General features: G+C 62.4%; 12 protein-coding genes. 4 read left to right on the top strand and 8 right to left on the bottom strand.

All coding sequences use genetic code 11. The features are described from left to right. Positions 1 to 69 precede the first annotated feature (69 nt). Positions 70 to 2,988 (bottom strand): TonB-dependent receptor, encoded by a 2,919-nt coding sequence (locus tag FG91_RS04615; protein ID WP_200878405.1) that lies wholly within the window; start codon positions 2,986 to 2,988, stop codon positions 70 to 72. A 482-nt stretch (positions 2,989 to 3,470) separates the two neighbouring features. On the opposite strand from FG91_RS04615, the gene FG91_RS04610 reads away from it, so the two are divergent. Further along, on the top strand, positions 3,471 to 5,858 hold the full coding sequence (locus FG91_RS04610) for a glycoside hydrolase family 3 protein (protein ID WP_235211944.1): 2,388 nt from the start codon (positions 3,471 to 3,473) through the stop codon (positions 5,856 to 5,858). 483 nt (positions 5,859 to 6,341) lie between these two features. Here the strand turns inward: FG91_RS04610 and FG91_RS04605 are convergent, their stop codons facing one another. Genes FG91_RS04605 through FG91_RS20845 form a run of 4 tightly spaced genes read right to left on the bottom strand, consistent with a single transcriptional unit; the run spans position 6,342 to position 11,459 of the window. Further along, the gene (locus tag FG91_RS04605; RefSeq protein WP_037512535.1) at positions 6,342 to 8,498 is read right to left on the bottom strand and encodes a tetratricopeptide repeat protein; all 2,157 of its coding nucleotides are present in this window, start codon (positions 8,496 to 8,498) and stop codon (positions 6,342 to 6,344) included. Beyond that, the gene (locus FG91_RS04600; RefSeq protein WP_052187310.1) at positions 8,495 to 8,962 is read right to left on the bottom strand and encodes a hypothetical protein; all 468 of its coding nucleotides are present in this window, start codon (positions 8,960 to 8,962) and stop codon (positions 8,495 to 8,497) included. The genes FG91_RS04605 and FG91_RS04600 overlap by 4 nt, the downstream gene beginning before the upstream one ends. Next, on the bottom strand, positions 8,959 to 10,566 hold the full coding sequence (locus FG91_RS04595; protein WP_052187309.1) for a hypothetical protein: 1,608 nt from the start codon (positions 10,564 to 10,566) through the stop codon (positions 8,959 to 8,961). Before FG91_RS04595 ends, FG91_RS04600 begins: the two co-directional genes overlap by 4 nt. Continuing rightward, the gene (locus FG91_RS20845; RefSeq protein ID WP_152568001.1) at positions 10,566 to 11,459 is read right to left on the bottom strand and encodes a hypothetical protein; all 894 of its coding nucleotides are present in this window, start codon (positions 11,457 to 11,459) and stop codon (positions 10,566 to 10,568) included. The genes FG91_RS04595 and FG91_RS20845 overlap by 1 nt, the downstream gene beginning before the upstream one ends. 485 nt (positions 11,460 to 11,944) lie before the next feature. Here FG91_RS20845 and FG91_RS04585 point away from each other — a divergent pair, with 485 nt between their 5' ends. The 3 genes from FG91_RS04585 (at position 11,945) to hutC (ending at position 16,249) form a co-directional block, all read left to right on the top strand. Beyond that, positions 11,945 to 13,207 carry an NAD(P)-binding domain-containing protein gene (locus FG91_RS04585; protein ID WP_235211943.1) on the top strand — a complete coding sequence of 421 codons (1,263 nt, stop codon included), beginning with the start codon at positions 11,945 to 11,947 and terminating at the stop codon, positions 13,205 to 13,207. Positions 13,208 to 13,793: 586 nt separating this feature from the next. After that, positions 13,794 to 15,131, top strand: coding sequence for a tyrosine-type recombinase/integrase (locus tag FG91_RS04580; RefSeq protein WP_037512534.1), 1,338 nt, complete (start codon positions 13,794 to 13,796; stop codon positions 15,129 to 15,131). 347 nt (positions 15,132 to 15,478) lie between these two features. Beyond that, positions 15,479 to 16,249: a histidine utilization repressor gene (hutC, locus tag FG91_RS04575; RefSeq protein ID WP_235211942.1), complete on the top strand. Its 771-nt coding sequence runs from the start codon at positions 15,479 to 15,481 to the stop codon at positions 16,247 to 16,249. A 4-nt stretch (positions 16,250 to 16,253) separates the two neighbouring features. Here the strand turns inward: hutC and FG91_RS04570 are convergent, their stop codons facing one another. Genes FG91_RS04570 through FG91_RS04560 form a run of 3 tightly spaced genes read right to left on the bottom strand, consistent with a single transcriptional unit; the run spans position 16,254 to position 20,406 of the window. Further along, positions 16,254 to 16,988 (bottom strand): PepSY domain-containing protein, encoded by a 735-nt coding sequence (locus tag FG91_RS04570; RefSeq protein WP_037512532.1) that lies wholly within the window; start codon positions 16,986 to 16,988, stop codon positions 16,254 to 16,256. After that, on the bottom strand, positions 16,985 to 17,689 hold the full coding sequence (locus tag FG91_RS04565) for a PepSY domain-containing protein (RefSeq protein ID WP_037512531.1): 705 nt from the start codon (positions 17,687 to 17,689) through the stop codon (positions 16,985 to 16,987). Before FG91_RS04565 ends, FG91_RS04570 begins: the two co-directional genes overlap by 4 nt. 11 nt (positions 17,690 to 17,700) lie before the next feature. Next, the gene (locus FG91_RS04560; protein ID WP_037512529.1) at positions 17,701 to 20,406 is read right to left on the bottom strand and encodes a TonB-dependent receptor domain-containing protein; all 2,706 of its coding nucleotides are present in this window, start codon (positions 20,404 to 20,406) and stop codon (positions 17,701 to 17,703) included. Positions 20,407 to 20,471: the final 65 nt, after the last annotated feature.

The following is a 20,471-nucleotide window of genomic DNA, read 5'->3' as shown; positions in this document are numbered from 1 at the left end:
GAGCGTAGTGAGAAAGGACAGCGGCCCTTCACGAGAAGAGCCGCTGCCATTTTCCGGAGGACGCCGAAATCAGAAGTTGAATTTTACCCCGCCGTAGATCCGCCTCGAGCCCGATTCATAGCGGAAGGGCAGTTCGGGAAATTGCAGATACACGCTGGTATCGGCCTTGGTGATGTTGATCGCCTCTGCAAAGACCTCGAAATTGTCGGTGATCTTATAACTGATCTGGCCGTCGAGTTGGCCATAGGATTTTTGGTAGATGCCGAGGTTGCGCGTGGTCGTCCCGTCGGCGAAACCGAAGTTTCCAAGATATTGCTTCGAACGCCAGCTGTACGAGGCCCGCGCGGCGAAGCCATATTTTTCGAAATAGATCTGGCCGTTCGCCGAATGTTTGGACACGCCCGGCAACGGCAGCTTATTGCTGAAGTCGGTGCTGAAGTCGGTGCTGGTGTCCGAGAAGGTGTAGTTCGCGGTAAAGCCGAGGCCGAAGTCGAGGGCATATTGCGCCGCGAGCTCGAACCCCTTCACCCGGCCGCCCGATCCGTTCGCGGGCTGGGACACGGGCCCCAGCCTGCCGCCCCCCTGGTCGTTCACGAAGACCGCGACGGTTTCGTTGACGATGAAACTGTCGACCTCCTTCCAGAAGAGTCCGGCGGACAAAAGCCCCTGATTTCCGAAATAATGCTCGAAGCCGAGATCGAACTGATAGGCGCGGAACGGATCGAGGTCGGCGTTGCCGCGGCTTCCGTTGGTGAATTTGAACAGATCGTCCGCCGGGTCACGCGTAAACTGGGTGGCGAAGCCCTGTCCGAGCGAAACCAGCGGCTGGCGTGCCACGACGCGCGCAGCCGAGAAGCGGACCTTGTCGCCTTCGCTCACGTTGAAGACCGCATTCACGCTCGGCAAGAAGTCGGTGTAGCGGCGAACGACGCGGGCCGTGTTGAAGTCGCGCAGCACGCCGTTCCAGCTATCGGTTCCCCAATAGCTGGGATCGGCACTGGCCGGCTGGTTCTGGTCGACGGTCAAGCTGGTGTTGACGATGCGAAGCCCGACATTGACATGATAGGGATCGTCGAGCCCGCCCATGTCGGCCATGACATATCCCGACTTCGTCTCCTCCTTGACCCGATAGGTCTGCAAGGGATCGGCAAAGAAGGTGAACGGCGTGTTGGGATAGAGCGACTGGATCCATTGCAGGGCATTGGTCATCTGCGACCGGTCGGCCACCAAGACCGTATCGCCCGCGACTTGGCCGCCGCCCGCAAAATTGGTGATCGTCTCGACCCGTTCGGGGTTGCTGGTCAAGGTTTGGTAGGGCGTGATCAATGCCGGCGAGTTGCCGAAGCGGGTGCATCCGGCGAAGGCCGCGGGCTTGTTCGCTTCGGGCAGGTCGCAAATCTTGTAGCCGATCGCCCCGTCCTGGAAATAGCCATAGGGCGTCCAATTATAGGAGTAGCCGGGCACGCGCTGGGCGCCGGGTATCGCGGTCGCGTCGAGCTCGCCCTTGCCTCTATAGTCGGCGAGATAACGGCCCGATGTGAAATCGACCGTGCGCTGGCCATAGCGAAAGCCCGCACTCAGCGTGATCGTGTTCGTGTCGCTATCATCGACATCATAGCCGAAGTCGGCGCGGATCGAATGCCCCTTGATGTCGGACCGGTCGCCAAACGCCCAGTGCGATTTGAAGAAGCCGTAGGCGGGATTGCTGAACAGGTCCTGCGGGCTGCCCGGCGCGATGCCAAAGCTCGGGAAGTCGCCATTCTTATAGGTGAAATCAAAGGTCCGCGGCGCCGCCGGATTGGGTATGAATCCCGGCTGCGGCCCCGACGTGCCCGGACCGCGCACGCCATAGGCGGTGTAGCGCACGTCGTTGTTCGCCACTTCGCGGCCCATCTTGGACGATGAATAGTCGGCCATGATCGATGCGCGGAAGTTGGTGTCGTTGTCCCAGTCGATCCCGAACTGGAGATTGTCCGATTTGATCTTCGAGACATCGACGAACGAGATCGCCTCCGCCGATTGCGCGCGCACGGTTCCGTCGAGCAGGACGCCATCGTCGTTGATGTTGTAACTGCCCACCAGACCCTGCGACTCGCCCTGCCCGAACGGGAATTTGACCGATGCTTCGCGCGTGTCGATTTTCAGGTCCGAATGGAAATATTGCGCGCTGACTTCGAGTTCGTCGGTCGGTTTGAAGTTGACCCCGAGCGACGCGCCCCAACGCCGGCGATACTGGTCGCGGTCGGTGACGTAACGATATTCGGGTGCATAATAATTGGTCGGAACGGTCGCGGTGTCGCGGCGCCCGCCGGCAAAGGCCCAGTTGCCGCGATTGTCGCCGCCCAGGACATTGACGTGATTGTTCGTCTGCTCGTAGCTGAACGATGCGATGATCCCGAGCCGATCATTGAAATTATAGCCGAGCACCGCCGCGCCGGCGGGTTTCCAACCGCCGATTTCGCTGCCCTTGCTCATTTTGACGTTGCCGGCGACCGTCAGGCCGTCCTGCAAATCGAGCGGATTGCGGGTCTTCAGATTGACGATGCCGCCAAGACCGCCTTCGAGGAGCGAGGCATTGGGCGACTTGAAAACCTCGATCCCCCCGATCAGTTCGGATGGCACGCCTTCGAGGCTGTCATTGCGGTTATAATTTCCCTCGCCGACCTTGTAGACTTCGAGCCCGCTGACAAAAAGTTCGCCATTGAGCAGGGTCACATTCTGCTCGAGGCCGCGAATCCGAACCTTCGACCCCTGGCCGTTTTCGCGGTCGATCTGAATTCCCGGAAGGCGTTGCAACGATTCGGCGACATTCTGGTCGGGAAATTTCCCGATATCCTCGGCCGTCACCGATTCGATGATCAGGTTCGAATCGCGTTTGGCATTCAGCGCATTCTGCAGCGATGCGCGAAAGCCGGTTACGACGATCTCGCCTTCCGCGCTTTCATCCGTTGCCGTTTCGGACTGCGCAAAGGCAGGTGAACCGGCCAATCCCATTGCCAAGACCGATGCCGCAGCAAACAACGTCCTTCGGTGGCGCAAAGTCCCGCTGATCATTTCCATCCCTCCCAAACCGCATCTTGGTGTGCGGACAATGAAACTTTTCATCGCGCGGGGCGGAAGCACTCGCCGAGACCGACGAACGGACTCGAAGGTGTGAAAACCCTGCGCCCCATTTTTGTTGCATAATCTTGTCAACGTTGTCAAACGATGTTTCGAAATTGCCGATATCTGGACCATTCACTGTAATTATATGTCAAGGTTGACAGAGAGAATTTGGTCCAAGAATGGCAAAGGCCAAAACGCCCGGAGATGGATTTATGCGATTTAAAACAATACTCTATTCTTCCCTTCTCCCCCTGGCCTTGGCCTCGACACTCCCGGCGACGGCATCGCAGGGCGACTCTTCTCCCGAAAAGCCGTCAGGCGCGGTCAATCCGCTCGAATGGCCCGAAGTTGCTTATCCGCGGGTCTTGACCGCCGATGGCGAAGCCCATGTCCAGACGCTGCTGGCCAGCATGTCGGCGGAGCAGAAGGTTGGGCAAATCGTCCAGGCCGATATCGGCAGCGTGACCCCTGAGGACGTGCGCGAATTCCATCTTGGTTCGGTGCTCAACGGCGGAAACTCGGGCCCCGGCGGAAACGACCTCGCGCCCGCACGCGACTGGCTCGCATTGGCCGACGCCTTTTACGCGGCGTCGATGGACCGCGCACCGGGCCAGCCGGCGATTCCGATCATGTGGGGCACCGATGCCGTGCACGGACACAGCAATATCGTCGGCGCCACCCTGTTCCCGCACAATGTCGGCCTGGGCGCCGCCCGCGATCCCGCGCTGATCGAGCGCATCGGCCGGATAACGGCGATCGAAATTCGCGTGACGGGTCAGGAATGGACGTTCGCGCCGACGGTCACCGTCCCGCAGGATTATCGCTGGGGACGCGCTTATGAAGGATATTCGTCGGACCCCGCGCTCGTCGCCTCCTATGTCGGAAGCATGATCCGCGGGTTGCAGGGACCGCCATCGACCGCGCCCATTCTTGCGGGACCGCATGTTGCCGCAAGCACCAAGCATTTTCTCGCCGACGGCGCCACCGTGGACGGCAAGGACCAGGGCGACGCGACTGTTTCCGAGCTCGAATTGCGCCTCATCCATGGAGCACCCTATATTCCCGCAATGGAAAATGGCGTCGCAACCGTGATGACCAGCTTCTCGAGCTGGCAAGGCGTCAAGATTTCCGGAAACAGGGGGCTGATTGCCGACATATTGAAAGACCGGATGAACTTCCGCGGTTTTGTCGTCACCGACTGGAACGCGCATGGACAGGTTGCCGGCTGCAGCAACGCCAGCTGCCCCGTTGCCGCCAACGCCGGGATCGACATGTTCATGGCCCCCGACAGCTGGCGCGCGCTTTACGCAAGCACGCTGGCCCAGGTGAAGGATGGCACGATCCCGATGGCCAGGCTCGACGACGCCGTGGCGCGTGTCTTGCGCGTCAAGCAGCGCCTGGGCCTGTTCGACGCGGGCAAGCCATCCGCGCGCGCCTATTCGGGCCGTTTCGACCTGCTCGGTGCGCCAGAGCATCGGGCCGTGGCACGCGAAGCGGTCCGCAAGTCGCTCGTCCTCTTGAAAAACACCGGCGTGCTGCCCCTCAAGCCGCAGGCGCATATCCTCGTGGCGGGCGACGGCGCCGACGACATCGCCCGCCAGTCGGGCGGCTGGACGCTGAGCTGGCAGGGCACGGGGTTAAGCAACGGCGATTTTCTCGGCGCGACCTCGTTATGGCGCGGCATCGAGCAAAATGTCGCTGCCGCGGGGGGCAGCGCCGAACTCGCCCCCGACGGCAAATTTGGGCGGCACCCCGATGCGGCGATCGTCGTTTTTGGCGAAACGCCTTATGCCGAATTCCAGGGCGACATCCCGTCGCTCCAGCTTCGCCCCGAACTGCGCCGCCCGTTCGCGACGATGCGCAAACTGAAAGCGGCTGGAATTCCGGTGGTTGCGGTGATGATCACCGGGCGACCGCTTTATATCAACGAAGCGCTGAACGAGGCCGACGCCTTTGTTACCGCCTGGCTGCCGGGATCCGAAGGCGCTGGTGTCGCCGACCTGCTGTTCGCCGGCAAGGACCGGGCGCCGGCCTTTGATTTCCAGGGACGCCTGCCGACGGCCTGGCCGGCAACGGCAAGACATGGCGGCCCAACGCTGTTTCCCTTTGGCTATGGCCTGACCTACGCCGACGGCCCGCAGCCATGGAAAGCGCTTTCGCAGGACAGTCAGGTCGCCGACGACGGCAGCGGCGGCGGCGTCTATTTCGATAAGGGTCTGGCAACGCCGTCATGGTCGCTGACCGTCTCGCAAGCCGATGGCGGCGATCCGTTGCGCGTGACGACGGTTCCTGCCACCGGCCTGTCGGGCCGGGCGTCCGTCCATGCGGCCGATCACACGGTCCAGGAAGGCGCGCGGCAATTCGTCATCGCTGCCGGCCCCGCCGGAGCCGCGGTCGAGATCGCCGCACAGAATGCCGTCGACCTGTCGCGAGAGACCAATGGCGACGTCATGCTGCTCGCGACCTTGCGCCTCGATGCGCCGCCCTCGGCACCTGTTGCCATGTCGGTTCGCTGCGACGGCTCGGATTGTGGCCGTCCGCTTCACCTACCCGAATTTGCGGCACTGGCACCCGGCCAGTGGCGCGTACTGGGGGTGCCGCTGAAATGTTTCGCGGCGACCGGCGCCGACATGACACGCATCACCGCGCCATTTCGTCTCGACACCCGTGGCAGCCTGAATATCAGCGTGTCACGCGTCGCCCTGGGTGGCGGCATGGAAGCCGACGTCATCGCGAAATGTCCGCTGGACTGACCATATATCGATCGAACCGATCCACGCGCCGCCGGATCGCTTCGGAAGCGATGCACCTTTTCATTCTTCCCAGCCTGACGATCATTTTGAACGCTTCGGCTAGCGTGACGCCGATGCAACGGAACGATTGTTGCGAACAGCTGTTGTCAAAATATGGAAACTCAAATGGAGGGCGGTTCGCCCTCGCCGTCGGAGAGAGAGAATGAAAAAGCTTCTGACAATTTTCGCAATTAGCGGATCGCTGTTGATTCTGTCTGCTTGCAACACAGTTGAAGGTGCTGGAAAAGACGTTGAATCCGCTGCAGACTGTGCCGATGGAGTTAAAGGTAACTGCTAGGCTGCGTGACAGACTGGCGTGAATCGGCCTTCGCGGATTATCGTCATTGACGGGTAGCGGACTGTCGGCTTCTGGGCGCGGTTCGTGAGAAGCAGACGCTGGCCGGCCTATGATCGTCTGCCCTCACGCACAATCGTCCGTCGACGCTAGAACGAAACACGATAGCCAAGGTTTAAGATCGTCGCGCGCTCTTCGCTTTTGCCGACGAACGCCGCGTCCGACCATCGCTGATCGAGGAAGGTGAAGCCGATTTCGGCGTCCAGCGCCACCTTCGTCGACGCGGCGTAAGTGACGCGCAGGCTGGGGCGATAGGCATTTTGGTCGCCCGGGCCAAAGCGATCGGAGCGCCGCGCGAAACGGAATCGCGGCTCGAAGCTGACCGGCCCCACGGGAAAGCGCGCCGCCGAATCGAACGAAATGATGTTGAAACGGGCCGTCCGCGCATGGCGCACCCCAAAGATGAGCGTGTCGCCTTTCCTGACGATGCCGTTGCCCGTCATCTGCGCGCCCAGATAAGTTTCGGTACCGCTGCCCGCGACCGCATCGACCCCGCCCGATGCCGGGATACTGTCGGTACGCGACAGGATGAGGTCGAGATTGGCCTGCCATTTGGGTGTCAGCGGCTGCGTATAAACCACCGACAGGCTGCGCGTTCGTGCCGATCGATCGCGCGCCCATTGTTCCAGCGTCTGGCGCGTGAACAGCTGCTTGAGCTCGCCGAGGCGGTGCACCGACTGGCCGATCACGCTGTTGCTGAGCGAGAGTTGGGGATAATATTGCTGGTCGAACTGCACGCCCAGGCTGCCGCCGCCCCGCAGCGGCACGGTGGCGTTCAGGAAGGCATGGCTGAGCTTGCCAAAGCCGACGTCGAAGTCGACCAGCCCCCACAAAGCGACCCCCGGCGTGCTATAGCGCGCCTCAACGCCGACCGCCTGCCGGTCGGTCAGCCCGCCGCTTTTTTGATCGAACCAATAAGCATTGAGCTCGAACGGCTTGTCGCGCGGCGCATAGCCCAGCGTGAAGCCATAAAAATGCCGGTCATGCACGATCCGGTCGGTGCGGGTCGAAAAGACCGGACGCCCCGCCTGTGCGTGGAGCGTCCACGACGGATCGATCTCCCATCCCGCGCGGATGCCGTCGAACCGGCCGAATACGCCCGAGCCGAACAGCGACTGCCGCCCGATCCGCGCCGAAAGGCCAAGCCGATAATGCTGGGCATCGATGTACAGCGCGGCGATGCGCTGGGTGTCGTCGCCCGAACTGCGCGAGGAGCCGACAAGCGTGACCGGCCGCCAATCGAGCGTATAGCTGGCGGCGGCGCGCGCGCTGAACCGCGTTTCGCCGTTGGTCGCCGCCATGTTGATGTCGATCGCGGTCAGCAACTGGTCGATATTGACGCGCCGGTCGATCTCCTCGATCGGATCGGGCCGGCGCGCATCGACGAAAACATTGCGGCTGGTATCGCGCGAATAAAATTGCGAAAGACCGCCCGAGAAGGTGGTGCGCCACTCGCGCCCGTCCAAGCTCGGCCGTGCGGGCTCGCCCCCGCCGCCCCGGCCCAGCGCCGCCAGCCGCTGCCCGACCCGGTCGGCGCCCGGCGAGCCCGGAAAACGCCGCAGATATTCCTCATAGCGCAGCCGCGCCGGCCCGCGTTCGCCGCGGCGTTCGTGGATCATGCCGCTGAGTTCCAGCGCGCGCGGTGCATAATCGGTGTCGCCTTGGCCAAGGATGCGGTCGAGCGCGTCACCGGCCGCTTCATATTGGCCGGCCGCCACGGCTTCCTCGGCCACGGCCTGGAGACGGCGCAATTCGTCACCGTCCAGCGGCGCAACGGCGCCGTCCGCAGCCGGTTCGACCGGGCAGCCGCCTTGAAGGGCGGTGTTGCGCAGCGACAGCACCAAGCTTTGCGAGTCATGTCCCAGCGCGATTTCGAAGCGGGTGAGCGTGCGAAAACCGATCGTCAGCACCGGCCCGCCGACGGCGTCGGCTTCATAGACGATCGAACGGACCAGCGGCGTGCCATCGGGCACCGGTAGGAAATCGCGATCGGGACGCGCGCCGAGCTGCACCATCTCGACCCGCAATCGCACGTCCATTCCCTGGTCGGTCGGGGCCGCGCCGCTGTAACGGATCGGACCCGTGAAGTGAATCGTCACGGTCGGGCAGTCGATGGTGCCCGCGGCGCTTGCGTCGGCCAACACCTTGTCGCCGCTGCGCTGTGCCCCGGCATGGCTCGCCCAAAACAGCAACAACAGCGCGAGCGCGATCTTGAGCAAGGCTTCAAAGGCGGCATGCGCGCTCATGGCGCCGCTCCCGGCAACAGCTGGTTCCAATGGATCGCCCGGTGGCAATCCTGGCATTGATTGCTGGTCGGCGGGTGGTTGGCGGTCTTGCCGGGTGCCTGGAAATTATTGTGGCAACTGACGCAGTTGGTGACGACGCCGCTGTGGTCGAAGCGCGCGGTCAGCCAGTCCTTGGTGGTATGACAGCTTTCGCACGCATCGGTCGTGGGGATGTGGCGGAACGTCTTGCCCTCGGCGCGGACATTGTTGTGACAGGCGGCGCAGGTGCGCGGCGTACCGCGGAACACCGCCTTGGCGTGGCAGGTGTCGCAGCCGATTTCGGCATGCCGCCCGTCGAGCACGAACCCCGTCGAGATATGGTCATAGCGGTCGATGACCTTGATCGGCGGCGGCTCGGACGTCGCCGCGGCCGCCAGCGCGGCGACAAGGAAACAGCCCAGCAGGGCGATCCAGGCTTTGATCATCGCAGGTGCCTCCCGTCGAAATCCGGATGGCGGCGCGCGTTCGCGGGGACGCGCACCGTCTTGAAGCTGTCGCCCCCGACATGGCAGGTTTCGCATTTCGTGCCGAAACGGCCTTCGTGATGATCGTCGGCCTTGTGGCAGCCGTAACAGCCCACCGGCAGCCGCGCGGTCGCCGCCGGCCTGGTGTGGCAGCTGTTGCAGGCGAGCCGGGCATGGCGGCCGGTCAGCGAAAAACCCGTGCGATCATGGTTGAACCGCGCGCCGGTCCAGCGCGCGGTCGTGTGGCATGTCTCACACCTCGCTGGCGTGCCGAACCGGCCCTTGTGCGCGATGTCGGCGTGGCAACTGGCGCATGTGACACCCGCGGCGCGGAACTGCATATTCCGGTGACAATCGGCGCACGCGACGCGGCTGTGGGCGCCGGTCAGCGGAAAGCGCGTCGCGGCATGATGAAAGCCCGGCGCCGGCCGCCAGCGGTCCTGCGTGTGGCACGCCGCGCAATTTCGCCCCAGCTTGCCCTGATGGGGATCCTGGCGGACATGGCATCCGGCGCATTCGCGCGATGGTTTGAAGCTGTGCACAGGCTTGACGTGGCAGGTGGCGCAGCGCACCCGCTTGTGCGCCCCGAGCAGCGGAAAACGCGTCGCCTTGTTGTGATCGAAAAACGCGCCTTTCCAGCTCGCTGGCGAATGGCAGGTCGCGCAGTTGCTGCCGTTGACGCCCTTATGGACATCGTCTTTTCGGTGACAGGCGGCGCACTGCATCGGCGGACGCAGCCGCTCGTTCCGGGCGCCGTGGCAGGCGGTACAGGGGACCGCGCGATGCTGGCCGACGAGCGGAAAACGCGTCCGCCCATGGTCGAACAGGGCGCCTTTCCAGCTCAGCGGGGTGTGGCAGCTGGCACAGTCGGTGCCGTTGCGCCCCTTGTGGACATCGTCCGCCAGATGGCAGGCGACGCATTGTTTCGGCGTTCCGGCGAAGCGATTGGCGACATGGCAATCGGCGCAAGCGGTCGTCTGATGCGCGCCGACCAATTGAAAACCGGTCGCCGCGTGATCGAACTTATGGATGATCTTCCAGCCGCTTTCGCTGTGGCAGCTGGCGCAATTCTTACCGAAACGGGTTTGATGGACGTCGTCTTTGACATGGCAGGCAACGCAGGCGGCGGGCGCGGCACGAAACTTCATTCCGGACTTGTGGCAGTTCGCGCAGGCGACACCGCGATGCTTGCCGTGGATGGGAAAATCGGTCTTGCCATGGTCGAAGCCAGTGCCCTTGAGGTTCGCGGCGAACTGGACGGCGCCCTGATGCTCGAGATGGCAGGCACGGCATTGCTGTTTCGCGGCCGCTGGCGTGCGACCGTGAAAGCCGGTGCGCGTGCGGACATCGTTGGCGACGCCCGCATGGCAAGCCTTGCACTTGCCATTCTCGGCCGACGGGGTGAAGGAATAATGGCAGGCGCCGCAGCGCGCCTCGATCTTCGCATGCGCGGGGCGCAGCGGGCCCGGACTGACCAGCCGCTCCAACGTCGGGCGCAACGCGAGCAGTCCCCCGATCATCGCCAGCAGCACGAGCGCGCCGACAAGGACCGAGGTCCGCGACATCAGTACATATGGACGGCGAGGACGTGCAGCGCCACGGTCATCGCGAGGAACAGGAACAGCGGCACGTGCAGATAATGCCAGGCCCGGAACAGGCGGTCGTAGAAGGCGAACCCGCCGACGTCACGGATCGATTGCAGATAGCGCGTCAGGTGATCGATCAACGCCTGGCTGTCGGTCGTCGCCCGCCGGCCCGGAAGCGAAGCCTCCCGTGCCAGTTCGGTGCGCACGACACCTCGAAGGCGCCAGGCGAACAGCCAGGTGCGGACCGTGATGGAAAACACCGCGAACGCGCCATGAAGCAGGTTGGACCGCTTTTCCAGGGCGTGCCGCTCAAGCTCGCGAAGATAGCCGACGATAAGGTGACCGGCGTCGCCATCGGCGTCGAGCAGGAGCCGCGATTCGCCAAGTTCGTCGAGAAAATCGCGAACTTCCAGCTTTCGCTGCGAATATCCGCGATGGATATGGACATATAGAAAGCGCCCGAAAAGCCCGCTTGCGACCACCACCAACAAGGCAAGCAGCGCGACACCGCTGTTCGTCGCCGCCCAGGTAAAGCGCGCGTGGTAAAGAATGACCAGCGGCCCGAGCAGGCCAAGCAGCATGTGGATGCGAAACCAGGTGCCGACCGATCCCATCCATGTTGCTCCGGTCAGCCTTTTGCGGAGCGGATAGATCATAAGGATGGCCATCATCGTCACGCCGATGATCCCGAGAGCATAACCAAGGCCATCCTCGGGCGTCGGCAATTCCGCGCGATGCCACCAGCCCCACAGGATGGCGGCGGGTATGAACAATAAAATAAGGAAGGAAAAAACTGTTTCAAAAGAAACAATTGCTTTCCTTTGGGGTGCCGACGCCTCTCTGGCTGCGAGAGTGAGCTGTTCCGACTCCATTTTGGTCCACCCTCTAGGGCATGTTTACTAGGCTAGACCTCCCTCTTCGGCATGACAAATTATTAGTCTATCTATATAATTTGGCCTACTCCTTCCATATTTTGCACATTGATTTCAAAAGAACTGAACGCGGCTTTGGTCAAAAATCCATATCGCTCGCCGCCCCGAGCGCCGAACAGAGACGCGGCCCCAACCTCCCATCGACGCGAATGCCGCACCGCCGAGCGCAGGGGGTCTTTCCTCTTGTGGCAATGACGGCTCTTAGGGCCGCGGAGGGCATCCAGAGGGGAAAATAGCGGAAAAATCCGCAGACATATGATGGAGTCGCAATGCCCTTTGACCCGGCGGTTTTCGCCGACGCCCTCTTGGCGTTACCAAGACTGCCGTTTGACACGGCGGCGCTCGCCTACGCGCTCCCGGCATTGCCCATCTGGCTGAGCTATTGGGCGCGGCACCGCGCGATCGAGCGCAAAAGTCACACCATATTGGAAGATGCGCGCGACGCCGGGCTGACCGAGCCCAATTCGCTCCACCCCGTCATCGACACCGCCAAATGCATCGGTTGTTCGGCATGTGTGCTGGCGTGCCCCGAAGGCGACGTGCTCGGTCTTTTGGAGGGGAAAGCCACGCTCATCGACCCGACCCGCTGCATCGGGCACGGCGCCTGCCAGCAGGCATGCCCGGCCGACGCGCTGTCGCTGGTCTTTGGCACGGCCACGCGCGGCATCGACATTCCGTTCGTCAGTCCCGATTTCGAAACCAATGTCCCCGGTATCTATCTCGCCGGCGAGATCGGCGGCATGGGGCTGATCCGCAACGCCGTGAAACAGGGGACCGAGGCTGTCGACGCGATCGCCGCCGCGAACGAAGCCGATGATGCGCACGACATGCTCGACCTGATGATCGTCGGCGCGGGTCCGGCGGGTATTGCCGCCAGCCTGCGGGCGATGGAACTCGGCCTGCGTTTCGAAACGGTCGAGCAAGATAGCCTGGGCGGAACCGTAGCGCATTTCCCGCGCAACAAGCTGATTATGACCGCACCGGTAAAACTGCCGCTGTTCGGGGAACTCCGCTTCCGTGAAATCCGCAAGGAAGCGTTGCTGGGGATATGGCAGGACGTCATCGACCGGACCGGGCTGCATATCCGCTGCAACGAAAGAGTGGTGGATATCACGCCCGGCGACCGGGGCTTTACAGTCAGAACAGCGCACGGCGTGTATCGCGCCCGGCGGGTGCTGCTGGCGATCGGCCGGCGCGGAACCCCGCGCAAGCTGGGCGTGCCGGGCGAGGAGCGGAGCAACGTCGTCTATCGCCTGACCGACCCGGCGCAATATGCCGGCCGGCGCGTGCTGGTCGTCGGCGGCGGCGACAGCGCGATCGAGGCCGCTGTCGCGCTGGCCGAGCAGCCGGGCACCGAGGTCGCCCTTTCCTATCGGCGGGAGGCTTTTAGCCGGACGCGACGGCAGAATCGCGACGCGATCGCTGCCGCGGTGGAGGAGGGCCGGGTAACGCTATATCTCCAATCGTCCGTGGAGGAGGTGCGACATGGCGCCATCGCGCTCCGGCATCACGCCGAACTGCTCGACCTGCCGAACGACGATGTCATCATTTGCGCGGGCGGCGAGCTATCCACTGGCTTCCTGCAATCGATGGGCATTCGCGTGGAGCGCAGGTTCGGTACGGCCGGCCCCGGCGTAACGATCGATCCGGCAAATGCGGCCAAGGAGGCAAATCTGCAAGCCGCCTGATGCGCCCCATGTCTTGAGGGCATTGTTGTCTAACAGTCGCTTTGAGGTCAGCGGTGGCCATCAGCGAGAAGGCTCGCCGGCGGTCGGCATTTCAAATGCTCCTCTAATCAAGGCGGGTTGCGATCTTCGACGACGTCCAAGACACCCCTAAGCTTTGGAATCGCGGAGCTTTTACTTCGATTCGGACCGCGCGGTCATGCCATTTGTTCGCGCAATGCTCTACATCGCAGAGAGAACGGCAAGGGAACATGCTGTACGGGAATTGTACGGATCGCGCGAAAATCGCTGCTTGTTCCTGCAAGATGTTGCAGGATCTATCTCGCCACCTTCCCGAAAACCGCAGCTTTCCTAAGGAAAAATGGCGCACCCGAAGGGATTCGAACCCCTGGCCTCTGCCTTCGGAGGGGGTACTAGCATGTTTGCGCCAGCCAACGCCAGAGCAAGTTTTTATATCCTAAACCACTATAATACAACGCTATTCTTGATTTGTCGATCTGCGCTGCCGTAACCTTGAATTCGCCCCGATTTCCTTCCGCGTGCTTACGTGGTGCTTACGCGAAAACCGGGCCAAACCGGAGTTGGCTCGATGGTCAAACTGACCAAGCGCGTTGTCGATGCAGCTGTAGCAGAGACGAAGGATTATGTCCTGTGGGACGAAGAACTACTTGGCTTCGGGCTGCGGATATTCCCCACCGGAAAGCGCAGCTATCTCATTCAGTATCGCGCCGGAGGCCGCTCGCGGCGTTATACAATCGGCATCCACGGCATCTGGACTCCGGAGACTGCCAGGCGCGAGGCCAAGTCCCAACTCGGTAGAGTTGCTCAGGGCGAGGACCCGGCCGAAGAACGGGCCGAGCTCAACAAAGCGATGTCGATGAAGGAGCTCTGCGAACTCTACATGCAGGATCTCAGGGACGGGCTTATACTGGGCAAGGGAGGCCGTCCCAAGAAGCAATCGACCGTCGACATCGATCTGGGCCGGATCGAACGGCACGTCATACCGCTCCTCGGGTCCCGCAGGGTCAAGGACCTCTCCAAGGCGATCCTCACCAAAGCCATGCGCGATATCATGGCGGGCAAGACCAAAGCCTTCATCAAGACCAAAAAACTCCGCGGCCGCGCCAATGTGCGTGGTGGGCCAGGCACCGCGGCTCGAACGCTTGGATTGATTGGCGGAATACTAACTTATGCCGTCGATCTCGGCATCATCGACAGCAATCCCGCGCATGGCATCAAACGCCCCAAAGACAATGTCCGCTCGCGCCGCCTCAACGACGGCGAGTATCGAATTCTTGGCCGCATGCTCAAGGCCGCTGCGCAAATCGAGAAGTTCGGCCCGACCATCGATATCATTCGGCAAATCGCACTTACGGGCTGCCGACGCGGTGAGATTATCAATCTCAAATGGTGTGATGTCGATATCGATGGAAGTTGCCTTCGCCTCGCCGAAAGCAAGGAGGGAAAGTCGGTCCGTCCCGTCGGTTTGCCGGTCGTCGAGTTTCTGGAATCGCGTGAGAGCGACGACAATGGCACCTATGTATTTTCTGGGCCACGCGGCGAAGACACCGCATTCGGCGGGCTTCCCAACCATTGGAACGAGATTTTCCTTGGCTCACCACTTGAGGGCGTCACTCCTCACGTCCTGCGCCACAGCTTCGCGAGCATCGGCAATGACCTCGGCTTCACCGAGGTCACTATCGCCGCCCTCATGGGTCATGCGAAGGGGTCGGTAACGAGCAAATATATCCACGTCCTCGACGCAGCACTGATTATGGCTGCCGACACGGTGGCCGGCTACATTGCCGCGCTGCTCGACGGAAAGTTTTTCAAACAGCGTGCATACTCACTCGATCGCGCATCGCGGAAGGCGGCCCTCGCCGAGTTCCTTGATCGACAGGAGGCCCCAAGGCGCGAGGCAGCCTAGCTGGGACAGGCTTGCGAGATTTTGGAGGGAAGCTTGAATTCCGATCGCAAGCCGCGCGAGACGATAGGAAAGCAGTCGATGCTCATATCCGCCCGTTCCCGGCATCATTGGAGTCAGGGCTAATTGACCGCCGAGCTTCACTCAAGGCAACGGAGCTTTTGGCTGCCATCGGCAAGCCCCAATAGTAATTTCGCGAGATGGCTTGCCGTCACAAATCGCCGGTGACGGCACCAGTCGCCCCGATGCCGCAAATCGTTTCTTGCAATCATATGACTTCGCAAGGAATCTACCGGAAATTGGCATCGGAACGCTTGGAATCCGAATGATTCCACCTGTATAGACGGGTGATGGATCTTATGCCTCGACTGAACTCGAACAGCGCCCAGCGGTCTGCCGACGGTGCTTCCCCGGATGCCCCACCGCGCTACGCGGCGATCAAGCAAAGCATCCATGATGCCATCCGCGACGGCCGTTTGAAACCGGGCGACCGCGTGCCATCGGAAGCCGATCTGGTTGGGCAGTTCGACGTCTCGCGCATGACGGCGAACCGGGCGCTTCGGGAGTTGCAATCGGCAGGTATCATCGTCCGCCGCGCAGGCAGCGGCTCGTTCATCGCCGAGCCGAAGCCGATCGGCCATATGATCGAGATTCGGAACATTGCCGAGGAGATTCGCGGACGCGGCCATGACTACCGCGCGAGGGTCATCCAGAACGTCGAGGAGAAGGCCAGCGCGGAGACCGCCGCGCTGCTAGAGGTGCCGGTGGGCACGAAAATCTTCCATTCGATCATCGTCCACCACGAGGCCGAGTTCCCGATCCAGCTCGAAGAGCGGTTCGTGCTCGCGTCCGCCGCGCCCGATTATGGTACACTGGATTTCACGCAATTGACCCCGAACGAGTATCTGACGCGCACTGCGCCGCTTGAGCGGGTCGAGCACCGCGTCCGCGCGGAAATGCCCGACGCGCGTACGCGCGGCATGCTTGGTCTCAACGAGGGGGAACCGGTTCTGCGCATGACCCGGCGGACTTGGAGCAACGGTCGGCTGGTGTCGCACGCCTGGCTCTCCCATCCCGGCACGCGCTTCGAGCTTTCCGCAGCGTTTTCGGTCGAAGACTGACCGGTCAGGCCGTGCTGCGAGTAACGATGGGCTTACGGCGACGGCGTAGCCAGCGGAAATCGGCGCGGCTGAAGCTTTTGAAGAGCAGATAGAAGCCGGTCCCAGACAACCACAGCGCGCCGAATGCGACGAAGATGATCAGCGGGTGATTGAAGCTCTTCCGGTTCACATAATCCATGTTGTGCAGCATCCAGAAGAAGTCCCAAGTGCGCCAGGTATCACCGCGCATCACGAGGAAGCGCGCGGTGTCGAGTGAGATATAGGCGCTGCTATTCTCGGCATCGGCAAAGTCGACGCGCCACATCGCACCTTCATGGTCGCGCGATTCGAGGTTGGGCTTTGCAATCACGCTCACCTTGCGGATCGGTGCTTCGTTCATCATCGATGCGACTTCGCGGGCCATCCCTGCGTCGACACGAATATCCTCGCCGCTCGTGGCGTCGACGAGCCGCACGCCTTTGGCGGTGCGGAGTTCGTAGACCGGTCGGAGGCCCAGATCGCGCAAAACCACTCCAGTAACGGGCTCACCGCGGGGCAAGCCCGCGACGCCGAAATATTCCCCGGCCGGTAGCGGATGCGCGTGCGACATGCCGCCGCCGTGGCCGCCGACCTTGTCCTTGTCGAGCAGCGCCATCACCGAGCCGCTGAGCGCCCAGAGTAGGAATTGAAGCCCGAGGATCAGGCCGACCCATTTGTGGATGCGCCGGAAAAATAGCGGCGTCAGGCGAATCTTCTTCATGCCTGCTTCCTTTTGCGGCGTTTGAAGGACCAGATCAGCAGCCAGGCACCCGTCAGCGCCATCGCAAAGGCGCTCCAGGTCGCGACACGAAGCAATGGGTTGTTGACGTCGGTCCGCTCGTCATAGTCCATGATGTGCAGCATCCAGGCAAAATCGAAGACGCGCCACAGCGCGTGACGGCGCGAGATGAGCTCGCCCGTTTGCGGCGACAGATAGAGCGTCGGGCGGTTCCAGCCTTCGAACTCGACCTGCCAATAAGGCGGCTTGCGCGATTGCATCTCCTGCGGCGCCTTCGTCAGCAACCGCACAGACACGATCTTGCCGTCACCCGTATAAATGCGCCGTGCCTGCTCGCGGACCTGGGACTCGGTCAGAGCAGGCAGCGGCGCACCCGAGCGCGCATCGAACAGCCGCGCGCCCTCGGGCGTTTCAGCACGCCAGACCGGTTGACCGAAAAAGCGCTGGAGACGGATCTCAGACACTCCCGGCGCGGCCGCGACGACCTTCGACGGCGCTGCGAGGCCATCGAGGTCGAAGGGCTGGGCGACGGGGGTGCGCACCAGATGATCGCCGTGGATTGTGTCGATATGAACGACCACCATGTAGAAGCCGGTCAACGTCCAGAGCAACGCCTGGACGCCCACGACCAGCGCCAGCCATTTATGCGTTCGCCGAACGAGCAGCGGCCAACGTATCGCCATCCCCCAATTCCTCAGAAGGCGGTGCGGAAACCGACATAGAAGCGCCGGCCGAGCAGATCATAGGTCATCGTGTCGGTGTTCGCATCGGTGAAGCTCTGGATATAGGGCGCCTTGCGGTCGAAGAGGTTGTCGACACCAAGCTGGAAGCGGGTCTTCTCGTCGATCTCATAGGCGAGCTGGAGATTGTGATAGAAGACGTTCGGCGTGCGATAGCCGATTTCGCCCGGCGCCGCATTGAAGTCGGTCGCCTTGCCGACCCACTGGGTCGACCAGGTCGCGCTGATCCCGTCCTTTTCGGCCGTCAGCACACCATAGCCGCGCCATTTCGAATAGCCGCCATTGCCGCCCCCGATGAAGCCGTCGAAATCGATCGGAGCGCCGCCGGGGAAAGGCAGCACGACATATTTGTTGAGGTAGGTCAGGTTGACGTCGAGCGAGATATTCACGCTGCCGATGCCGCCCGCGTAAACGAGACCGAGATCGAGGCCGTTCATTTCCTCGCGACCGGTGTTGATCGGCTGCGCCGACAGGAAGGTCACTTCGCCGGTGAGCGGGCTGCGCGTGAAATCGTCGCAGAAGGGATGCGACAGATTCGTGCTCGCATAACAGATGGCGAGCTTGGTCGATCCGGGGATCGCGCGGATCGCGTCCTTGATCTTGATGTCGAACCAGTCGGCGGTGAGCGACAGGCCCGGGATCAGCCCCTTGGGCGAAACGACCGTCCCGACCGTCCAGGTGGTCGAACTTTCGGGCTGCAAATTCTCGTTACCACCGACCGTGGTCAGGATCGTCGTACCGAGCTGGACATAGTTCGCCGGGACTCCCGATGCCCGGCAGTTGGCGATCAGCCCGGCATTGCCGCTGGTCGAGTAGCGGGAGCAGGGATCGGTCGTCGTCAAATTGCCTTCGGACACGCCGCCGAACAGTTCGGGGACGTTGGGAATGCGAAAGCCGGTGCCATAGGTCCCGCGCAGGCGGAAGCTGTCGTTAATGACCCAGTCGACGCTGCCCTTGTAGTTCCAGTCGCTGCCGAACAGGTCGTAGTTCGAGTAGCGAACCGCGCCGTCGAGGGTAAGCGACTGGAAGAAGGGCTTGTCGGCGAGGATAGGCACCGACAGTTCGAGATAGGCTTCCTTGGCGATGCTCGTTCCCGAAATCGGGCTCTGCTGGTTGGTATTGGCGATGCCGAGCACGGTCAGCGGATCGGGATCGCGCCAGCCCTTCTCCTTGCGGTAGACGACGCCCGCCGCAAAGGAGACAGGCCCCGCGGGCAGCTTGAACAGATCGCCATTGATGTCGGCCGTGACCGTCGCGAGCTCATTGCCGCCGCGATCACGCGAGGTGAAGAGAATATAGTCGAGTACCTCGGGCGTCAGGTCGCCGAAGCCGAGATAGTCGGCGCAGGGGATCGTCGCGCCGGCGGCGAGGCTGCACTTGGTCGTGTCGATCGTGTTGCGGACACGCTCGAGATTGGCGATGTTCGTCGAACCGTCGACCGCGGTGTTGCGGCCGAACGCGCCCGCGATTTCCCATCCCCAATTGTTCGAGAGCTTGCCGCGGAGGCCGAAGGTGCCCTGCCAGGTGTCGGTTTCCTGGAAGAATTGGCGCGGGCCGGGCTCGGCGAGGCGGCGCTGGATGAGGACAATATTCTGTCCCGTCGGGTTGGTCGGGTTGCTCGCCGCGATCGACAGATTACGCAGCGTTCCCGGCGTCGCGATCTGGTTCGATTTGCGGAAGGTGTAGAGGAACTCGCCGAACGCCTCGATATTATCGGTCAGATCATAGTCGGCGAAGAAAGCGGTGCTGACGCGCTCGACCGGGCTTACCGCGTTCAGAAACGGGTTCGAATTGAAATTATGCTTCGCCGCGCTGTACGGCTCGAAGAAATTGCCGTTGCCGCCCGGCACCTGGTTGAAGTTGATCTGCTGCCCGTTCGGCAGCACGGCGCGCCCGCCGATCGTCGAGGCGCTGTTGACGCAGCTCAGGGACCCGGGTGTCGTCTCTGCGAGCGAGCATGGCGCCCGCGAGGCCATGTTGACCGCCTTGGTCTTCTGGTAGGTAACCGCGGCCATGAAACCGCCGCGGTCATTGCGGATGCCCCAGAGGAGGTCGGCGGTGGAATCCGAACCGTCGCCCTTTTCGGTGATGCCCTGACGCACGCTGAGGCCAAGACCCTCATAGTCGGTCCGCGTCACGAGATTGACGACGCCCGCCATAGCGTCGGCACCGTAGATGGCCGAGGCGCCGTCCTTGAGCACATCCGTGCGCGCGAGCGCTGCGACGGGAATCATGTTGAGGTCGGGCGACGAGTTCGCCCCGGTACCACCCGCGACGAGACGGCGGCCGTTGAGGAGCACCAGCGTGCGCTTGATGCCGAGACCGCGCAGGTTCACCTGCGCGGTGCCATAGCCGTTGTTCGCCCAATAGGCCGAGGTCTGGTTGCCCGCGAAGCCCGCATTGGCGGGGAGGCGCTGCAGCACGGTCTCGATATTGACAAGGCCGGTATTCTCGATCTGCTCGGCCGACACGACGGTGGCCGGGCCGACCCCGGCTAGATCCTGCCGGCGGATGCGCGAACCGGTCACGACGATGTCAGAACCGTTGGGCGCATCCTCGGCGGCTGGGGCCTGTCCAGAAGCACCGCTCTGCGCAAGGGCCGGCGTTGCAAAGGTAGCGACCACAGCGGCGCTGGCGAGCAAAAATGTCCTGGTCATCATAGCGAAACCCCCTGTTGGTTGGCTGATTCCCCTCAGAGAGCATCAAATGTATATACAGGTCAATA

The sequence above is a fragment of the Sphingopyxis sp. LC81 genome, assembly GCF_000756375.1.
In the GTDB taxonomy this organism is placed as follows: domain Bacteria; phylum Pseudomonadota; class Alphaproteobacteria; order Sphingomonadales; family Sphingomonadaceae; genus Sphingopyxis.
This window is presented reverse-complemented; position numbering and strand designations above follow the sequence as displayed.

Bases quoted from the DNA above. Each gene is read 5' to 3' on its own strand.
- FG91_RS04605 (WP_037512535.1), bottom strand. From the start codon at position 8,498: ATGAGCGCGCATGCCGCCTTTGAAGCCTTGCTCAAGATCGCGCTCGCG.
- FG91_RS04600 (WP_052187310.1), bottom strand. From the start codon at position 8,962: ATGATCAAAGCCTGGATCGCCCTGCTGGGCTGTTTCCTTGTCGCCGCG.
- FG91_RS04595 (WP_052187309.1), bottom strand. From the start codon at position 10,566: ATGTCGCGGACCTCGGTCCTTGTCGGCGCGCTCGTGCTGCTGGCGATG.
- FG91_RS20845 (WP_152568001.1), bottom strand. From the start codon at position 11,459: ATGGAGTCGGAACAGCTCACTCTCGCAGCCAGAGAGGCGTCGGCACCC.
- FG91_RS04580 (WP_037512534.1), top strand. From the start codon at position 13,794: ATGGTCAAACTGACCAAGCGCGTTGTCGATGCAGCTGTAGCAGAGACG.
- hutC (WP_235211942.1), top strand. From the start codon at position 15,479: ATGGATCTTATGCCTCGACTGAACTCGAACAGCGCCCAGCGGTCTGCC.
- FG91_RS04570 (WP_037512532.1), bottom strand. From the start codon at position 16,988: ATGAAGAAGATTCGCCTGACGCCGCTATTTTTCCGGCGCATCCACAAA.
- FG91_RS04565 (WP_037512531.1), bottom strand. From the start codon at position 17,689: ATGGCGATACGTTGGCCGCTGCTCGTTCGGCGAACGCATAAATGGCTG.
- FG91_RS04560 (WP_037512529.1), bottom strand. From the start codon at position 20,406: ATGATGACCAGGACATTTTTGCTCGCCAGCGCCGCTGTGGTCGCTACC.